This window comes from Candidatus Hydrogenedentota bacterium (genome assembly GCA_018005585.1).
In the GTDB taxonomy this organism is placed as follows: domain Bacteria; phylum Hydrogenedentota; class Hydrogenedentia; order Hydrogenedentales; family JAGMZX01; genus JAGMZX01.
The window spans coordinates 1-16,902 of record JAGMZX010000132.1; the positions used below are offsets into that span (position 1 = coordinate 1).

General features: G+C 63.3%; 15 protein-coding genes. 9 read left to right on the plus strand and 6 right to left on the minus strand.

What is annotated here, in order from left to right; all coding sequences use genetic code 11:
* Window positions 1-457 precede the first annotated feature (457 nt).
* The 3 genes from KA184_18315 (at window position 458) to KA184_18325 (ending at window position 2,951) form a co-directional block, all read left to right on the plus strand.
* Window positions 458-1,054, plus strand: a complete 597-nt coding sequence (locus KA184_18315) for a hypothetical protein (protein MBP8131539.1) — start codon at window positions 458-460, stop codon at window positions 1,052-1,054.
* A 254-nt stretch (window positions 1,055-1,308) separates the two neighbouring features.
* Window positions 1,309-1,989: a hypothetical protein gene (locus KA184_18320; protein MBP8131540.1), complete on the plus strand. Its 681-nt coding sequence runs from the start codon at window positions 1,309-1,311 to the stop codon at window positions 1,987-1,989.
* 107 nt (window positions 1,990-2,096) lie between these two features.
* Window positions 2,097-2,951, plus strand: a complete 855-nt coding sequence (locus tag KA184_18325) for an endonuclease/exonuclease/phosphatase family protein (GenBank protein ID MBP8131541.1) — start codon at window positions 2,097-2,099, stop codon at window positions 2,949-2,951.
* 186 nt (window positions 2,952-3,137) lie between these two features.
* On the opposite strand, the gene KA184_18330 is transcribed toward KA184_18325, so the two are convergent.
* From KA184_18330 to yhbY, 4 genes are all read right to left on the minus strand, one after another.
* On the minus strand, window positions 3,138-3,401 hold the full coding sequence (locus tag KA184_18330) for a hypothetical protein (GenBank protein ID MBP8131542.1): 264 nt from the start codon (window positions 3,399-3,401) through the stop codon (window positions 3,138-3,140).
* Window positions 3,402-3,419: 18 nt separating this feature from the next.
* The gene (locus KA184_18335; protein MBP8131543.1) at window positions 3,420-3,908 is read right to left on the minus strand and encodes a PilZ domain-containing protein; all 489 of its coding nucleotides are present in this window, start codon (window positions 3,906-3,908) and stop codon (window positions 3,420-3,422) included.
* Between the two features lie 79 nt (window positions 3,909-3,987).
* The gene (locus KA184_18340) at window positions 3,988-6,897 is read right to left on the minus strand and encodes an insulinase family protein (protein ID MBP8131544.1); all 2,910 of its coding nucleotides are present in this window, start codon (window positions 6,895-6,897) and stop codon (window positions 3,988-3,990) included.
* A gap of 67 nt (window positions 6,898-6,964) precedes the next feature.
* Entirely contained in the window at window positions 6,965-7,273 is a 309-nt protein-coding gene (yhbY, locus tag KA184_18345; GenBank protein ID MBP8131545.1) for a ribosome assembly RNA-binding protein YhbY, read from the minus strand.
* Window positions 7,274-7,396: 123 nt separating this feature from the next.
* Between yhbY and tgt the strand changes: the two genes are divergently transcribed.
* From tgt to thiE, 5 genes are all read left to right on the plus strand, one after another.
* A complete protein-coding gene (gene tgt / locus KA184_18350; protein MBP8131546.1) occupies window positions 7,397-8,518 on the plus strand; it encodes a tRNA guanosine(34) transglycosylase Tgt in 1,122 nt (373 codons plus the stop codon).
* Window positions 8,519-8,701: 183 nt separating this feature from the next.
* A complete protein-coding gene (yajC, locus tag KA184_18355) occupies window positions 8,702-9,004 on the plus strand; it encodes a preprotein translocase subunit YajC (protein ID MBP8131547.1) in 303 nt (100 codons plus the stop codon).
* A 73-nt stretch (window positions 9,005-9,077) separates the two neighbouring features.
* Window positions 9,078-12,035 carry a protein translocase subunit SecD gene (gene secD, locus KA184_18360; GenBank protein MBP8131548.1) on the plus strand — a complete coding sequence of 986 codons (2,958 nt, stop codon included), beginning with the start codon at window positions 9,078-9,080 and terminating at the stop codon, window positions 12,033-12,035.
* A 163-nt stretch (window positions 12,036-12,198) separates the two neighbouring features.
* The gene (gene thiS / locus KA184_18365; protein MBP8131549.1) at window positions 12,199-12,399 is read left to right on the plus strand and encodes a sulfur carrier protein ThiS; all 201 of its coding nucleotides are present in this window, start codon (window positions 12,199-12,201) and stop codon (window positions 12,397-12,399) included.
* Window positions 12,399-13,082: a thiamine phosphate synthase gene (thiE, locus tag KA184_18370; protein ID MBP8131550.1), complete on the plus strand. Its 684-nt coding sequence runs from the start codon at window positions 12,399-12,401 to the stop codon at window positions 13,080-13,082. Before thiS ends, thiE begins: the two co-directional genes overlap by 1 nt.
* A 9-nt stretch (window positions 13,083-13,091) precedes the next feature.
* Here thiE and KA184_18375 read toward each other — a convergent pair whose 3' ends face one another.
* A complete protein-coding gene (locus KA184_18375) occupies window positions 13,092-14,576 on the minus strand; it encodes a flippase (protein ID MBP8131551.1) in 1,485 nt (494 codons plus the stop codon).
* The gene (locus tag KA184_18380) at window positions 14,573-15,739 is read right to left on the minus strand and encodes a glycosyltransferase family 4 protein (protein ID MBP8131552.1); all 1,167 of its coding nucleotides are present in this window, start codon (window positions 15,737-15,739) and stop codon (window positions 14,573-14,575) included. Before KA184_18380 ends, KA184_18375 begins: the two co-directional genes overlap by 4 nt.
* Window positions 15,740-16,556: 817 nt before the next feature.
* On the opposite strand from KA184_18380, the gene KA184_18385 reads away from it, so the two are divergent.
* Window positions 16,557-16,902 (plus strand): FAD-dependent thymidylate synthase (locus KA184_18385; protein MBP8131553.1); only part of this gene is annotated, 346 nt, incomplete at its 3' end.

The window sequence follows — 16,902 nt, forward strand, 5'->3', positions numbered from 1 at the left end:
CACAACGCGGATTCGCGGAATCGGGCATGATGCGGAGCGTGTTCCGGTCGCGAAATGGCACGATTCATGCCTGCCTGTTTTCGTGCCCGGCGGCGGGAATAGCGGGCATGGGCTGAAGGAAATGACCACTCGGGAAGGCGCAAAGCCCGCAATAGGGCCAGAACGGAAACGCAGGTGACCCCGTTCAAAGGTGGTATGATGGGTATAGGACATCGTCTGCTGCTCCTTGCGATACCTTTCTGTTTGGCGACTAAAAGATACCGAAAGCCGGCGACGATGTCCTTTCTCTTGCTCCCGCTCAGGAACTCTCCGACGGAAAAGGCTCCTCCCTCACCGTTGCACTTAGAATGTGAACCCAGGGGTGTCAAAAAGGGGCGCAGTAATTGACAAAAGTGCTGATAACATGGGAAAATAGAAAGGATTGCCTTCGTTAACATACGAGCAGAGGCGCATTGTCATGGGTTTGCGGATAGACATATCCGCCGTGAGTCAGGCGGCATGGCGGCATGCGGCCGGGCGCGAAGCCTCGGGTTCCGCGCGTAGCGCCGGCGAAGAACTTCTCCCGGCGGGTAACGAGCCTGAGGTGAGGGACTGGGAGACGCCTCTGCGCGCGGGCTTTGGTGAAGGCACCGTTTCCATTCCGGGCACGACTTTGCGCGCAATCAACCGCAATTTGCAGGATGCGCGGAGGATTGTGCCAAGCGCGGAGGAATTGCGGTGGGAGACGGCGGCCCGTGTCCGCGAGGAGCGGGAACGCATCGAGGCCGAAGCGAGCCAGAGAGTGGCCGAAGCGGAAGCAGCGGCGCGGCAGCGCGCTCCCGCGCCGCAGGCCGGGGAATCGCCTGTCCAGGCGGTGAGGCCACGGCCCGTTAAGGAAGAGGTTGCTCCCGCGCCGCGGCGCGTGCGGCCGGAGCCGGCGCCGCAGGCCCGCACCTTCCAGGACCAAGCGGAAGCGGTGCTGCACATCCGGAACGCGCAGCCCTCATTGACGCCTCCGCCTGAGCTGGTCTCCGAGGTTACCCAAACGCCGGCCCGGCTGGATGTTCTGGCGTAAGCCTTCCGAATCCGGCTCCGGTCTTCTCCTGTTTTCCCCTGTGTCGGGACCCGCGTCAGGAAATGGGGTCTTTCGCTTGGCGAGTCGAGGCGTTGTTCCCAGAAGTCTTCGAAACGCCCAGAGAGGATCATCTTGCTGCGCGCCAATACCGTATAGTACGGTACTTGGGCCGGACCCAATCGCACGCAACCGTGTTTCCGGAACGTAGCGGGCGCATGCGCGGCGGTTTGCGAGGTCCGAAAGGAGCCGAGAATATGCTGACGCGCGTGGCGCTGTTTCTGGTGGCCGTCTTGATCGTGGCGGGCGTGCTCGTGACCATCTACGCATTGATGGAACGGGAGGAGACACCCCCCCAGACGGTGAAGGAGCCGACGAAAGAGGAACTCATGCCGGAACTGCGCGGATTGGTGGCGCCGTTGCGCCAGGTACTGGCCGCGCCGGTGGGTTCCGGTGTCGTGATGACGCCGCAACTGCGCGACCAGGTCATGAGCGGCGTGCGCGACGCCCAGTTGAAGTACGGGGGCACGCAGGGGGGACAGGAAGCGCTGAGGGCGCTGGCGGACGAGGTCAGCGTGTTGGCGAAAGAGGCGCGTGACACCGAGAAATGGGCGATCGTTCAGGCGTGCATCGACGTCTATGAGCTGCTGGGCCTGACCAGCGTGACTCTGACCCGCATGGACGAGAAGGCGGAGCTGATGCTGGCCATGCCGAAGGTGCGGGTGCTCGGGGTGGTGGATGACCCGACCAAAGAACAGACGTATATTCTCATGCGGCTGATAGACCGCGCCACGCAGCAGTTCGAAAGCCGCCATGTCCGCGTCGGCGAAGAAGTGGACAGCCTCAAGGTACTCGGCATCGTGGGCAACAACACGGCGGTCCGGTTCGCCTATACGAAGATCCCCGACCTCGAGTTCGAGGTCGAAGTCTTCAAGTAGGCGCGGATGCGTCCTCATCGCGCGACACCGGAGCACCGGCGCTCGCGGTCCAATGCCGCGGACAGCATGCGTATTGCGTGCGCAACCTTCGTGGAGGCGCCAGCGGCATGAACCGGCGTACTTTTTTGTTGGAGAGCGGCGCGGCGTGCGCGATGCTCTGGGGGACCGGTACGAGGCGCGCGTGGGGCGCCGAGGCCCGTTTCAGGACCATTACGTACAATCTGCGCGAATGCACAGGCTGGGGTCTGCGCAAGGAGCAGCAGGAACGGCTCGCGCGCCTGCGGCCGCAGCTTCCGGAACGCACGGCGCTCGAACTGGCGCTGTATGACGCGGGCGTGGTCACGCTCATCGAGGCGCCGCCGGAAGACGTGGTGGCACATATGGCGCGGACACTCGGCATGGAATACCGGCACGCAAACGACGCTTCGCCCGGCGCCGTGCTGACACGGTGCAATATCCTCGATTGGAATCCGATGCCGGAGGGCGATGCCGCGCCATACACGAGGGAGCAACGGCCGAAGCACTGCGCGCGCGCTGTGCTCGAAACCGCGCTGGGGCCGGTCATCCTGTACAGCATCCACTTCACGGCGCGCAACGAGGAGCGGCGTCTGCGGGAATTGGCGACATCCCTCAATGTGATGAAGGACGATATTGCGTCGGGACAATCGCTCGTGGTCCAGGGCGACCTGAATCATTCGCAGCAGGCACCCGAGTACGCGCGCTGGGTGGACGCCGGCCTTCAGGACGTGTTCCGGCTCAAGGGCGCGGGGATAGCGCAGACGTTGGGCGCCGCGAAGCCTGCCATGCGCATCGACTACATCTGGGTGCATGGCCCGCTGGCCGCGCAATTGCAGGAATGCCGGGTCTTATTCGAAGGCGCGTTCCGCACCAATCCCGAAGACCCGGGCTCCGTCGGGTTGAGCGACCATCTCCCGCTGATGGCAACGTTCGGCGCACCTTGAACAGCGGGCACATCAATCGCATGTCGAGCACGCGAAGCATCGAAGAGCAGAAGACTTCCAAAGGGACTCCTTCGAATCTCTGCGCCCTTTGCGCATCTGTGTTGTATGTTGCTGATGCATATCTTGCGCACAGAATCGTCGCGAGGGTGAATCCGTCACTGCCCCGCCGGCAGATGCCCGGAATATTCACCAGAACGGCGTGCTTTTCGGGGGCGAATCGGGCAGGGCTTCCTTTTGCGGATTCTCCCAGAACGCCGCTTCCATCTCTTCCTTGCCGGACTCGTACTGTTCGACCGAGACGCTGCCGATCAGTTGCACGGGCAGTTTGGTGTCGAGACTGACAAAGCGGACCCCGGTGCCGCTGGGCAGCACTTCAGGTTCTTGCTCCGTTTTCCATTTTTTCGAGGGCCGTCCGCCGGACCACATCGTCACGATATAGACAATCTTCATGTTGCGCCCTTTCGCGGGTCACAGACCGATGTTCTCATCGAGTTCCTTCAGGTAATCCAGGATAGCCTTGCGGTCCTGTGCGCTGATCTGCGTGAACTGAATGCCCGAGCCGTACCCGTTGTGCTGAGGAATACCCTTTGTCCAGCGCACCTGGCCGCGGGTATTCAGTTGCCGGTCATCGCGGAGGACGACGAGCAGGCTGACCGACTGGCCGATCTCAAGCGGCTGGGCGGTGAACACGGAGGCGCCCTCGGCGCTCAGGTCAAGCAGGCGGCCCTTAATAGGGTGTTGGGCACTGCTCCAGGTATCCATGTGGCCGGGCCGATGCGTGATTTCGAGGCTGAGCTGGACTCTGCAGTCGTGGCGGATCACGCGGCGCCGCTTGTGCCGGAACTCCTTGGACCACAGTTCGCCCCGCGGGTCTGCGTCCTGCTGGGATTGCTGGAGCCGGTCGTGCAACTCGCGGTCGGCTTCGCGCCGGATGGTTTTGCGTCGTTCTTGCGGCACGTAACACCCTCCCGGTTGGCGTTCATCCCGTAGTTGGCGGGCCCATTTTGCCCGACCATTCCGCTCAATACAAGCGCCCTTATGGCGTGAAGAGCCGTTCCGGCGTCAACTCGGTCAAGGGCGCAATGGCGCCGAGCCCGGCCATGTCGATTTTCGACTTGTCGCCCACAATCGAGATTAATTTGGGCTTGTTCCCGATATGGTCCCGGTAGAAGGACATCAGGTCGTCCATATCGCTTTCGATAATACGCTGGAACCGCTCCCGGCGCGGGTCCGGCGTCAGGCCGAGCCGCTCCCACGCCCGGACAACGCCGCACACCTCGCGAAAACCGGCCTTGCCCGTCCGGTACAGATTGATCAGGGAATCCTTGGCGAGCGTGAAGCGGTCCTGCGACACGGGCATCTCGTCAAAGAGGTTCACAAAGGCCGTGACGGCCTCGATGGTCTTGTCTGCTTGGGTTTCGATGCCGCCCGCCATGAGGTACTGATCGCCGCGGCGGTTGCCTGCGCTGAAACGCGCGCCCGCGGAATAGGCGAGCGCGCGCGCTTCGCGCAATTCCTGGAACACGACGCCCGCCATGCCGCCGCCGAAGTATTCGTTGAACAGTTGCGAGGAGGGCGTGAGCGCCTCGTCAAATTCCACGCCGCCGAATTCGATACGGATATGCGCCTGGGCCATTTCCTTGTTAAAGAAGCAGATTTCGGTCTGTTCCGGCGTCCGGGCGCGGAGGAATTCGTAAGGGGGCGGGTCCGTGAGCGGTGCCTTTGCAGGGCACTGATCCGCCAGCGCGGCCTGGACCGTTTCGAGCGGCAAGGACCCGGTGTAAAAGACGGCGCGCTTGTAATCCAGCAAGCCGCGCACGAGCCCGAGCAGTTCGTCCAGCGTCAGGGCCTGTACCGCGGGCCCCGGCAGTCTGCGCAAGTAAGGCGACTGTTCGCCGTAACGGTTATACAAGAACAGCGCCCGCATCAGCGTGTCGGGTTGTTTCTGGGCGTCCTCGCGCGATTTCAGGATGTTCTGCTTCAGTTGCTCCAGCGTGGCGTCGTCCGACGCCGGCGCGCGCAGGCACTCGACGAGCAAGGCCAGCGAAGGCGCGAAATTCTCGTCCAGCCCCGAGATGGACACCATCGTCTCGTCGTCGCCCGCGACAACGGCGAAATCGGTGCCGAGCCGGTACCATTCCTTGCGCAACGCGCCGGGCGCGAGCCGCTCAGTGCCCGCTTTCTCGAGCAGCGCCGCGGCGACGCCGATGCGGTCGTCCTGACGGCGCCCGAGGTCGACGGAGATTGTGAGCGAGAAGAGGTCGTTCAGCGGATTTGGCGCATAATAGAGCATTACGCCGTTCGGGTCTTCGAGCTTCCGGTAGCCGGTCTCGGGATTGACGAATTCCGGCTCGATCGGCGCGGCGGGCATGGCGGCAATCTGCCCGCCAAACTCCGATTCGCGGTTCGGGTCGATTTCAATCGCGGCGAGGCCGGGCTTGTCATACAGCGGCGATTGGTGCGGCGCGTCCTTGCGGTAACCGGCCACGTAACCGCCCGAGAAATACGCCGCCGCGACGCGCATGACGTCTTCCTTCGTGACCCGCTCGAGCCGTTCGAGCTGGGCCACGGCGTGGTCCCAGTCCTCGAAGCCGACGAACGATTCGCGCATCATGCTGACGCGCGCCGCGTTGTCCTCGACGCCGCCTTTAATCCGTTTCTTGAAGTCGTTGATGATTGCGGGAAGAATCCAGTCCTCGAATTCGCCTTTCTTGACGATCTCGAGCTGTTCGAGCAGTAGTTGCTCGACTTCTTCGAGGGTTTGCCCGTCTTTCGGGACACCCCAGAGATATTGGGCGCCGTGGTCGTTCATTTGCGCGGGAAAAGAACCGGCTTCGCGCACGCGCTGCGCCTGGTTCAGGTTCAGGTTGATCAGCCCCGCCGTGGCGTTGTCGAGGATCATGTCCAGCACGAGCAGCGCCTCGGCGTCGGCGTGGCCGCGGGACGCGGTCCGGAAGGCCAGCAACGCGTATTCCTCGCCTTCGTAAGTACACTCGACGTACTCGCGGCCGGAGATCGGGGCTTCCTGCCAGGTCTTTTTTTCGGGCAATTCGGCGGGCTGCCAGGCTGAGAAATAACGGTCGATCACCGCGATAGCCGCGTCGGTGTTGATGTCGCCCGAGATGAAAATGGCCATGTTGTTCGGCACGTAGTACGTAGAGAAAAACCCGCCGATGTTCCGGAGCGAGGGGTTCTTGATGTGCTCCGGCAGGCCGATGGTCGGCTGCTGGCCGTAGGGATGCACCTTGAATAACTGGCGCTCGACCGCGCGGTGGATCATGAAATGCTTGTTGTCGAAGGCGCGGTTCACCTCCTCGCACACCGTTTCGAGTTCCGTCTGGAACAGGCGGAACACGGGCGCCGCGAACCGGTCCGATTCGAGGGCGGCCCAGTGTTCGAGCCGGTTCGCGGGCAGGTCCACTTTGTATACCGTTTCCTCGTCCGACGTGTGGGCATTCAGGTCCGTGGCGCCCATGCCGTTATAGAGCCGGTCGAGTTCGTTGGGCACGGCGTACGCGGCGGCTCGGAGGGAAGCCTCGTTGATTTGCGCGTACAAGGCGGCGCGGCGCTGCGGGTGATGCTCGCGGAAGAGCAGTTCGTACAGGTCTGAAATATAGTCGAGATAGACCCGTTCGCTGGCATAGTCCAGCGTGCCCAGACGCTCGGAACCCTTGAACAGCAGGTGTTCGAGATAATGCGCCAAGCCCGTGGACTCGGCGGGGTCCTGCACGCTCCCGGCGCGCACGGCTATCTCCGCGTAGAACCGGGGCGTCTCGTGATTCTCCGTCAGGTAGACCGTCAGCCCGTTGTCCAGGCGGAAGATGGCGGCGTTCATCGGGTCGTTCGGGTTCGGCGGGTTGACACGCACATAGCCGGCGTGCGCCGCCGCGGCACACAGAACGAGCAGAAACCCCAGGCAGAGGCTGTGTCTTGGCAACGGTCTCATGAAAAGAACCCCTGTTATTCGGTTTGACTGTTCACACAACGAACACGCGCAGACGACGGCCTGTTCCTCAGGCGCCCGGCAGGGTAATCACGCGCTTCTCTTCTTCCGGATTCTGACGGTACAGAATATAGATATGCCCGACCGAACCCACGATATGCGCGCCCGTGCGCCGCGCAAGTTCTTCCGTCCATTCGCGTTTCCGGTCTTTGAAGTCCAAGAACCGGACCTTGACCAATTCGTGGGCGTCGAGCGCCTCCGCGGCCGCGCGGACCAGCGCGTCGGTCATGCCCAGTTTGCCCACCAGGACCAGCGGATTCAAATGGTGCGCCGCGGCGCGCAGGTATTTGCGCTGAGAGCCGGTCAACTCGGTAATCATGGGTGTATTCCCTTCTTCACGGGGCATCACGATAGCGCACACGGCTCCGGCGGGTCCAGCGCCGGGCATGGTCCGGCAATCCACTGCCAATGGCCGGGGCGGATGCATTAGAATCTCCCCGCCATGTGGAATCCTGTATTCGATATCGAGGCGAGCGACGCGGAGTGCGCGGCGCGCGCGGGGCGGCTTGTGCTGCCGCACGGGGTCGTGGAGACACCCCAGTTCATGCCGGTGGGCACGCAGGCGTCGGTCAAATCGCTGAGCGGCGAGGATCTCGAGGCGCTGGGCGCGACGATCATGCTCTGCAACGCGTACCATCTCTATTTGAGGCCCGGCACGGAGGTGCTCGACGCCGTGGGCGGGGTACACCGCTTCATGAGCTGGGACCGGCCCGTGCTGACGGATTCCGGCGGGTTTCAGGTCTTCAGCCTGGCGGCGCTCAACAAGGTGACGCCCGAAGGGGTGTCGTTCCAGAGCCACATCAACGGTTCGCGCCACATGCTGACGCCCGAAAAGGCCGTGGAAGTGCAGATGAGCATCGGCGCGGACATCATCATGTGCTTCGACGAGTGTACGCGCTACCCGGTGACTCGCGACGAGGCCGCGGCATCGATGCGTATGACGCTCGAGTGGGCCGCGCGCTGCAAGCGGCGCTGGGAGGCGGGCGGGGGGCCGGACCAGGCGCTCTTCGGTATCGTACAAGGCAGCGTCTTCGAAGATTTGCGCCGCGAGAGCGCGGAGGCGACGGTGGCGCTCGGCTTTCCCGGTTACGCCATCGGCGGGGTGAGCGTGGGCGAGGACAAGCCGCTGATGCAGCAGGCCGTTGCGTGGACCGCGCCACTGCTTCCAGAAGACCGGCCCCGTTACCTGATGGGCGTGGGGCCGCCGGAGGACATGCTGGACGCCATCGAACAGGGCGTCGACTTGTTTGACTGCGTGATGCCGACGCGCAACGCGCGCAACGGCACCCTGTTCACGGAGCAGGGGAAGATCAACATCCGGAACGCGCGTTATGTGCGCGATTTCGGGCCGATCGACCCGGCTTGCGGCTGCCCGGTCTGCCGCAAGTATTCGCGCGCGTATCTGAGTCATCTGTACCGGGCGGGCGAGATCAGCGCGTTGCGGCTCAATACTTTACACAACCTCGCGTTTATGCTACACTTCACTGCTCGTGTCCGGCAGGCTATTCGCGCAGGCCGGTTCCGGGAATTCAAACGGACCTTTCTCCGGGCGTATTCCGTGTAATTACATCCGCGCTTGGAGTCCTGAAAACCGGGAGCACGCTCTGCGGGGCGTACGACGCACCAGGAGGAATATCACGTGTGGTGGCATGTTTATGCTGCGGCGCAATTGCTGGCGCAGAATGCGCCCAATGCGCCGGACGCGCCAGGCGGGCCGGCAGATCCGGCGACAGGCGGCGGTCAGCCGATGCCGCCCGGCGGTTGCGCCGGCGGCGGCTGGGAGTCGTTGCTGCCGTTCATTCTGATTTTCGCGGTCATGTGGATTTTGTTGCTGTGGCCGAAACAGAAGCAGGAAAAAGAACGGCGGCGCATGCTCGACAATCTGCAAAAGGGCGACGAGGTCGTGACTATCGGCGGGGCATGCGGCACGGTTGTCAGCCTGGGCGAAAGCCACGTGGTGCTGCGGCTGGACAACAACGTGACGGTCAAGTTTCTTCGGAGCGCCGTGGCACGCGTGCTCCCCGCAGAAGGTGAGAAAAAGCGAGATTGAGACATAAGCGCGCCACGCCAGGACAAGAGAGACTGAAACCAGGCGACGCTGCCCGTATGGACTGGAGTTCTCCATGAAAAGCCATTTGTATCGTTCCGTGCTCATTTGGATAACGATTGTTGCGTCGGTCGTCCTGATGTGGCCGACCATCGGCTGGATGCTCCTGCCGGACGACGAGGCCTATGTGGCCTATTCGGGCCTGCCGGAAGCGGAGCGGGCCCAGGCCGAGAAACTGGAACCGCAGCCGGGAACACGACAGGCGCGGCTCGAACAGTGGAAGCAGGAAGACCGCGACCCGGCCCGGCGCAATGCCAACGCGTTCAAGAAATTCTGGTACCGCGTCGTGCGCTGGGCGCAGTGCGACCGCAACATGGTCATCAACCTCGGGCTGGACCTCCAGGGCGGCATCCACATGGTGGTCGGCTTCGACCTCCGGGAACTCTCGCTTGCGGAAAAGCAGGAGGTCGTGCGGAAGTACTACTCCGATGAGGATGTCGAGAGCCTGAGCGAGGAAGAGCTGGACAGCCGCCTGGACGATGTCCGCCCAGCGGTCCAAGACACCATTCAACAGCAGATAGAGCGCCGAATCAACGAGTTTGAGGCGCAGGAACCGGTTATCCAGAAGCTGGGCGAAAACCAGATTCAGATTCAGTTGCCCGGCGAGAAGGATGTGGACCGGGCCATACGTCTCATCAAGCGCACCGCCATCCTGAATTTCCATCTGGTGGCGGGTGCGGATGAGAGCTACCCGATCTTCGGCGCGATTTCCAAGGCCTTTCCGGGCGAATTCAGCGCGTTTCTCAACAAGACGCGCCCCGGCCAGCCCCTGACGTTGCCGGCGGAGAACTTCGAAATCGTGCGGGACGTGCTGGTGCGGGCCAAGGCGCAAGGGGTCATCCCGGCGGAGAAAGAGGTTTTGTTCAGCCCGCCGCCGAAACCGGGCGAGCCGCAGGAATATACGCTGTTCTGTGTGGATAGCGAACCCATCCAGCGCGGCGAAGGTTTGCGGCGTGCCGTAGCGTCGCCGGACAACAGTAACCCAGGGTATTGGCAAATCCTCTTCCAGTTGGACAACGCTTCGGGCGCGCATTTCGGCGAAGTGACCGGCCAGAACATTGGCCGTCCCATGGCCATCGTGGTGGACAACGTGGTTTTGTCCGCGCCCACGATTCGTGACCGGATTACGACCAGCGGCCAGATTACCGGCAATTTCACGGGTGACGAGGCGAGGGACTTGTCCATCGCGCTGAACTCCGGGTCCATGGCGGTGCCTATTCGCGAGGAATTCACGCGGATTATCGGGCCGTCGCTGGGCGCCGATTCCGTGCGCGCGGGCGTGATCTCCTCGTTGACGGGCTTGCTGGCGGTGGCCATCGCGATTGCGGCGTACTACACATCGGCGGGCGTGATTGCGGTCATCTCGCTCGTGTTGAACGCCCTGTACATCGTGGCGCTGATGGCCTATTTCAACCTGACGCTGACACTGCCCGGCATCGCGGGCTTGATTCTGACCATCGGCATGGCCGTAGACTCCAACGTCCTCATTTATGAGCGTATCCGCGAGGAACTGCGGCGCGGTCATTCGCTCGCGGCCTCCGTCGAGGCGGGTTTCCGCCGTGCCGGCGTAACCATCCTCGACGCCAACGTTACAACGCTTCTTGCGGCGTTGATTCTGTATCAGTTCGGCACGGGCCCGGTGAAAGGCTTCTCGGTTGCGTTGAGCATCGGCGTGTGCACGACGGTGTTCTGCGCGCTGGTGGTCTGCCCGGCCATGTTCGATTTCATGCTTGGCCGGGGCTTGATGAAGAAGATCACCATGCTCAGCATGATCAAGCCGGACACGCGCATCCCGTTCATGAAGTACCGGGTTGCGAGCGCCGCAGTAAGCCTGGTCATTATCGCGATCGGGCTGGGCATGTTCTGGTATCGCGGCCAGGACAACTTCGGCGTCGACTTCACGCAGGGCTCGAACGTCGATTTGACCATTGTGGCGGACCGTGACATCGAGGCCGGCGAGGTGCGCGCCGCGCTCGACGCGGCGGGCTTCACCAGCCCGACCGTCCAGGAGTCTGGTCTGGCTACCGATTTCAACCGTTTCCTGATCCGCGTTGGCGACATCAGCGTAGCGCCTGCGGCAAGCCTGACCGAGTCTGCGGATGCGGAGGCGGCGCCGGCGGAAGCGACCCCCGCGGAAGCGGCGCCGGCGGAAGCACCCCCCGCGGAAGCGGCGCCGTCCGGTTCGAGTGAGGCGCAGGAGCCGGAGAGCAACCCCAATACGGGCGAGATTGTCGCGGAGACGGCCGCGACGGAGGTCCCGGCGGCGGAATTGGGCACGGTGGGCGAACGCATCCGGCTGGCTCTGGCACCGCTTGCGAAGGACGGGGCGTACGCCAATGTGAAGATGAACGGCAACGAACAAACCGTGGGGCCGGCAGTGGGGCGTCAGCTTCAGGTCGACGCGATCTGGGCCACGGTCGTTTCCTGGGTGTTCATGATCATCTACTTGTGGCTCCGGTTTGAGTTCCGGTTCGCGGTGGGCGCGGTGGCGGCGCTGGTGCACGACGTGCTGGTCACGGTCGGGTTCCTGGCATTGTCGGGCCGCGAGATTTCGATGACGGTCGTGGCGGCGATTCTGACGATTATCGGTTATTCCGTGAACGATACCATCGTGATATTCGACCGCGTCCGCGAGAATATGCAGCTCTACCGCGGCAAGGGGTACAAGTTCCTGGACCTCCTCGATGTCAGCGTCAACGAGACGCTGGCGCGTACGCTGCTCACTTCGTTGCTGACCCTGCTCACGGTGGTAGTGCTGTATTTCTTCGGCGGCGAGTCGCTCAACGATTTCGCGTTCGCCTTGGTTGTGGGCATGGTCGCCGGCTGCTACTCGACGATCTTCATCGCGAGCCCGGTGGTGTATTACTGGCAGCGGCTTTTCAGCCGTGCGGAAGTCGTGGCGGAACCCGGCAAAGGCGGCGAACCCCAGGGGCGGAACGCACGCCGCAGCCGCAGCCGCGGCCGTTCCGCATAAGCCCAGGGCTCAGGGGAACGCGTGTCAGGGTGAGCGCTCGTGCGTACGGCGCAGGGCGGTATGAATGCCTTGTGCCCCCGGGACGTTACCCGGAATCTTTATCCGTGGTATATACTGGCTCTACTGGCCAAGGGAGCAGCCGCCTAAGGCGGGATGGATCGGCATGAAGGTGATTGTCAACGGCGCGCCCTGCGAGGTGCCCGATCACGCCACCGTGTTCGACCTCGTGCAGAAACTGGGCCTTTCGGTGGAGACCGTGGTGGTGCAGCGCAACGAGGAAATCGTGGATCGGGAACGGTTTGGCGCCACCGTGCTTGCCCCGGATGACGCACTGGAACTCGTGCGCCTCGTGGGGGGCGGCTGATGGACCTTGCGACCCGCATGGAACACTTCCGGGAGAGCGACCTGTATGTCGTTATTTCCGAGGCGTTCTGTGGGGGGCGGCCCGCGCTGGATGTGCTTGACGCGTGCCTGGATGCCGGCGTGCGCGTGGTGCAGTTCCGCGAGAAGGACCTCGAAGACGCGGACCGTTACCAACAGGGGCTCGCGTTCCGGGCCCGCACCCGTGAGGCCGGCGCGCTGCTCATTGTGGATGACCGCCTTGACATTGCGCTGGCTATCGGCGCGGACGGCGTCCATCTGGGCCGCACGGACCTGCCGGTCGAGGCGGCGCGCCGTATTGCGCCGACCCTGATTCTCGGTGCATCGACGCATAACCTGGGCGAGGCGCTGGTTGCCCAGGAAGCCGGGGCCAACTACGTCAACATCGGCCCAATCTTTCCAACCCGGACGAAGTCCGTCCCGACGGGGGCGCTCGGGCCGGGTATGATCGAGGTTATCGCCCCCTACCTGCGCGTTCCGTTCACCTGCATGGGCGGCATCAAGCGGACGAATGTCGACGAGGTGCTGCAGCGCGGCGCTCGCCACGTGGCCGTGGTCACGGCTGTGACCGAAGCGCCCGATGTGCGCGCCGCGGCCGCGGAACTGCGCGCCTTGATACGGGAAGGGCGTGTGAGCCCGTCCATGGCCGCGCAGAATGCGCGATAAGGCCAGCGTCTATCCCCGCCGCCGCCATACCGCGGCGCCCATCGCGCGCATCAAGTCGCGCTCGGCGGGCTCGAACGTGCGCAGCAGCAAGAGCAGCGCAAGATAAGCGACCGCGCCGACGCTTATACCGAGTATCAGCGAGAATGGGGCGGCCGCCAGAAAGACCAGGCTCATCGCGCCGCACGCCAGCAGCGATTTCGACACGAGCGTGGGCAAATGCATGCCGCCGAAGGCGCCGCGGAGGCCAAGAATGAAGAAGCCGCTGATGAACGCATTGGTGAAGACGGCGACAACGGCCGCGCCCGTCGCGCCGTACGCGGGGATGGCGAAGAGATTGCCCGCCACGTTGCACGCCGCGCCCGCGGCGTAGGCTATCACCACAAACCAGTTGCGGTGTATCGCGTAAAAGAACTCCTGGGCGATGCCGTTCAGGTAGAAGAACGGCGTCATGGCCGCCAGCACCTTCAGGACGAAGACGGAACCCTGCGCTTCCGGGTCGCTGCCGGTCAGGATGTCGATGACGGGCTTCGCCGTCAACGCCAGGCCGAAGGCCATGGGAACGGCCGCGAGCAGCGCGAAACGGAGGGAGGTCTTCCTGACGGCCGTATAGTCCTCGGGCGAGGTATGGGAGAACCGGCACAACGCTGGAAACACCGCCGTGCCCCACAATCCGGCAATCATCAGGAGCGGTTCCATGACGCGTTGGGGCGGCGTATAGATGCCGGCTTCCAGGTCGCCGCGGAGGAATTTCAGCAACGACATGTCCGACTTGAAGTAGACAAGGCTGCACAGCATCGCCACAGCGAAGGGATAGCATTCGCGCACCTGCTGCAGCGCCAGCGCCCACTGAAATTGCGGGCGGGCCCAGCCGCATACGCGAAAAGCAAACCACACGCACAGGAGGAACGAAGCGCCCGTGGCAATGAATATGGCCGCGTGCGCCGAGGCACTGGTCGCGGACAGCCGGATCAGACAGTACACGGTCCCAATTTTCAGCACCGACGCCGTCACGGTCACGATCGAGACGAGGTCCATGCGCTCGCGCGCAATCAGCAGGCCCTCGAACGGCCGCTGCCACGCCCACAACAGGACGACCCAGCCGCCGGCAAACAGCATCGAGAGCCGGTTTGGCGCGCTATGCTCGACGTACAGCGCGGAAGCTGCAATGGCGAGCATGACGGCGCCCGAAAGCGCCACCACCACGAAGAAGGCGGTCCACACGTGCGTCCAGGCGAGCGTAGGGTCGCGCGCGATGTCGCGCACGAGCAACCGCTGAATGCCCAGCGTGGCAAAGACGGTGAACAGCGATGTGAATTGCATCGAGAAGCCGAATACGCCGCGCGCCTCGACGTCCATCACTCGGAAAATAATGGCCATCTGCACCAGCGTCAGGGCGAGCGCGACAAACCGGGACGCCACCAGCGACACCAGGTTGAGGCCAATCTTCGTGGCCGTTGCGGCCATGCCTGTTTGCGGGGGCCGGACGCCGGTCACGCGCGGTGCCCTCCCGCGGACAACGACTGGTACACGCCCGCGAGCGCGCGCGCACTGGCCTGCCAGGTGAATGCCGCGGCGCGCGCATACCCCGCTTCCGCCCGCGCCGCGGCCGCGGCCTCATTGTCCAGCAGGCGCGCAAGCCCGTCCGCGATGGCGTCTTCGCTGTGCGGGTCAACCAGCACGCCACATGCTCCCACGACTTCGGGCAAGGAAGAAACGTTGGACGTCAGCACGGGCGTGCGCGCGGCCATCGCTTCGAGCACGGGCAGGCCGAAACCTTCGTATAAGGACGGATAGACACACGCGCGCGCGCCGCGCAAGAGCAGCACCGCATCCTCGCGTGACAGGTAACCCGTATGCACCGCCAGCCCTTCGAGGCCGGACGCGCGAATGGTTTCGAAAATGTCTTCGTACATCCAGCCTGCGCTGCCCGCAAGGACCAGTTGCGGCGGGCACGCGAGCATGCGGCGCACGCGGTCATAGGCGCGGATCAGGCGGGGCAGGTTCTTGCGCGGCTCCAACGTGCCGAGGTGGATGAGATATTCGCCGCGGATGCCGTGCGCGGCCTTTACGGCGCCCAAGCGGCCGAGGTCCAGTTCTCCTGCAAACTCGTCGAGGAAGACGCCGCCGTACACGACGTGCAGCCGGTCTTCCGGCGCGCGGAGCAGTTCAATCACGTCGTTCCTGCAGCTTTGCGAGATGACGATAATGCCGTCCGCGCGGGCGGCCGCGTGCCGCAGAAGGCGCAGATGCATCGCGAGATTCGATTCCCTGCGCGTGCCCGCGCAGCGCAGTCCGGAAAGGTCGAAAATGGTAACGACACGCTTCGCGCCGCACGCCGCGGGCAGCAGATGGAATCCGCCGTGAGCGATGTCCGCCGGACCGGTGAACCATTCGATGGGCGGCCACTCGAGGCGCGTCCAAAGCGTATGCTTGAGCCGCGACGGCCAGTGCGCGCAACGCATGCTCTCGCCCAATGCGCCGAGCGCATCCGCTGCCAGCCGCGGGCCGCGCGCGGAACTTGCGAAGAAGCGCAGGCGGCACTCGGGCGATTCGCTGGCCAGGGCGCGGAACAGATGCAGCGTGTAGTAGCCTACGCCCGTCAAAGGCCGTGCGCACAGACAGCTCACGTCTACGGCGATAGTAATGGGCGTACTCACGAGAATGGATTCCCATGCCAAGGCGCATTTCTTGCGCGAAGTATAGCACGCCCCCCCTGTTTGATGCCTTTCAGCCCGCGAATGAGACAGAACCGGCTGTTTTCGCCCCTCATGACTCGTTTTCGCCCTGTGAATACGATGAAAATGATGAATCGGCGCACGCTCGCGTCCGTGGGGCGTAGCGGCCCGTAAGGGAAAAGTTACTCGCGAGCGCAGCGGACGAGGGGGGAGCCCCACTCGAAATGCTTCACGAGGGCTATTCAAGGGAATCTGGGTTAGGCATTAAGACCACAATATATTGCGTTGATCAACAGTAAAAGGCAATGACAACACATTATATTGTGTATAGCGCGTGTCATTTCGCAGGACGAGAACAGAAAAGACAGGGGGGCCAGGATTTGGTATATGACAGCCCAGCCCCCTGAGTGAGGACGGGGTGGCGTCCCGGTTGGAGGAGGTGGAAAGGTCTGCTGCTGGCTGGTACGATGGCCGGACTTGTCAAGAATTAACATAGGGGTGGGAGAAGGAAGAGCGGAAACCAGCGGCAGGGTCTAGGCTGGCAAGAGCGCACTATATACAGTATGTATCACAAACGAACACGCTATATATTGTGTTTATGAAGATAACTTGTGGGTGTAAAAAGTGTGAATACAGTCGCGCACCGGCACCAGAACAAGGGGCTTTACAAATGGCCGGTCCCTTCCTATAATTCGATCCCCGTGTGGAAGGGGCCGGCCCCGTTGCGGCGTGGAAGGCGGCGTAGCGTGCGGCGGCGGATGCGGACAAGAATGATGCAAGCGAGACGAGGTTTGATCGCGTGAAGATAGTGGAGCCGAAAGTCTTTCTCGTTGGGGAGACACGTGTACACGAGGAAGGGCTGCAGGCGTATCTGGACCATGTGGGCGCCGGGTCGTGGGAGACTGATGCGCCGAGCGGCGTGGAGCGGCTATCGGAGGTGATGGGGCGGCTGTGCTACCGGTCCTTCGAGCCGGGCTTGAACCCGAACGTGACCCGCGTGCGGCAGGGGAACGCGAAATACCTGGAGAACATCATCCGCGTGCGTCACGGCAGCGTGCTGGAGCATGCGGTGATGAATTTCATTTTTGCCGACGTGAGCCGCGTCGTAACGCACGAACTGGTGCGCCACCGGGCGGGGACGGCGG

Excerpts from the sequence above, each read along its gene's own strand:
- KA184_18315 (MBP8131539.1), top strand. The coding sequence starts at position 458 with ATGGGTTTGCGGATAGACATATCCGCCGTGAGTCAGGCGGCATGGCGG.
- KA184_18320 (MBP8131540.1), top strand. The coding sequence starts at position 1,309 with ATGCTGACGCGCGTGGCGCTGTTTCTGGTGGCCGTCTTGATCGTGGCG.
- KA184_18325 (MBP8131541.1), top strand. The coding sequence starts at position 2,097 with ATGAACCGGCGTACTTTTTTGTTGGAGAGCGGCGCGGCGTGCGCGATG.
- KA184_18330 (MBP8131542.1), bottom strand. The coding sequence starts at position 3,401 with ATGAAGATTGTCTATATCGTGACGATGTGGTCCGGCGGACGGCCCTCG.
- KA184_18340 (MBP8131544.1), bottom strand. The coding sequence starts at position 6,897 with ATGAGACCGTTGCCAAGACACAGCCTCTGCCTGGGGTTTCTGCTCGTT.
- yhbY (MBP8131545.1), bottom strand. The coding sequence starts at position 7,273 with ATGATTACCGAGTTGACCGGCTCTCAGCGCAAATACCTGCGCGCCGCG.
- tgt (MBP8131546.1), top strand. The coding sequence starts at position 7,397 with ATGTGGAATCCTGTATTCGATATCGAGGCGAGCGACGCGGAGTGCGCG.
- yajC (MBP8131547.1), top strand. The coding sequence starts at position 8,702 with ATGCCGCCCGGCGGTTGCGCCGGCGGCGGCTGGGAGTCGTTGCTGCCG.
- secD (MBP8131548.1), top strand. The coding sequence starts at position 9,078 with ATGAAAAGCCATTTGTATCGTTCCGTGCTCATTTGGATAACGATTGTT.
- thiS (MBP8131549.1), top strand. The coding sequence starts at position 12,199 with ATGAAGGTGATTGTCAACGGCGCGCCCTGCGAGGTGCCCGATCACGCC.
- thiE (MBP8131550.1), top strand. The coding sequence starts at position 12,399 with ATGGACCTTGCGACCCGCATGGAACACTTCCGGGAGAGCGACCTGTAT.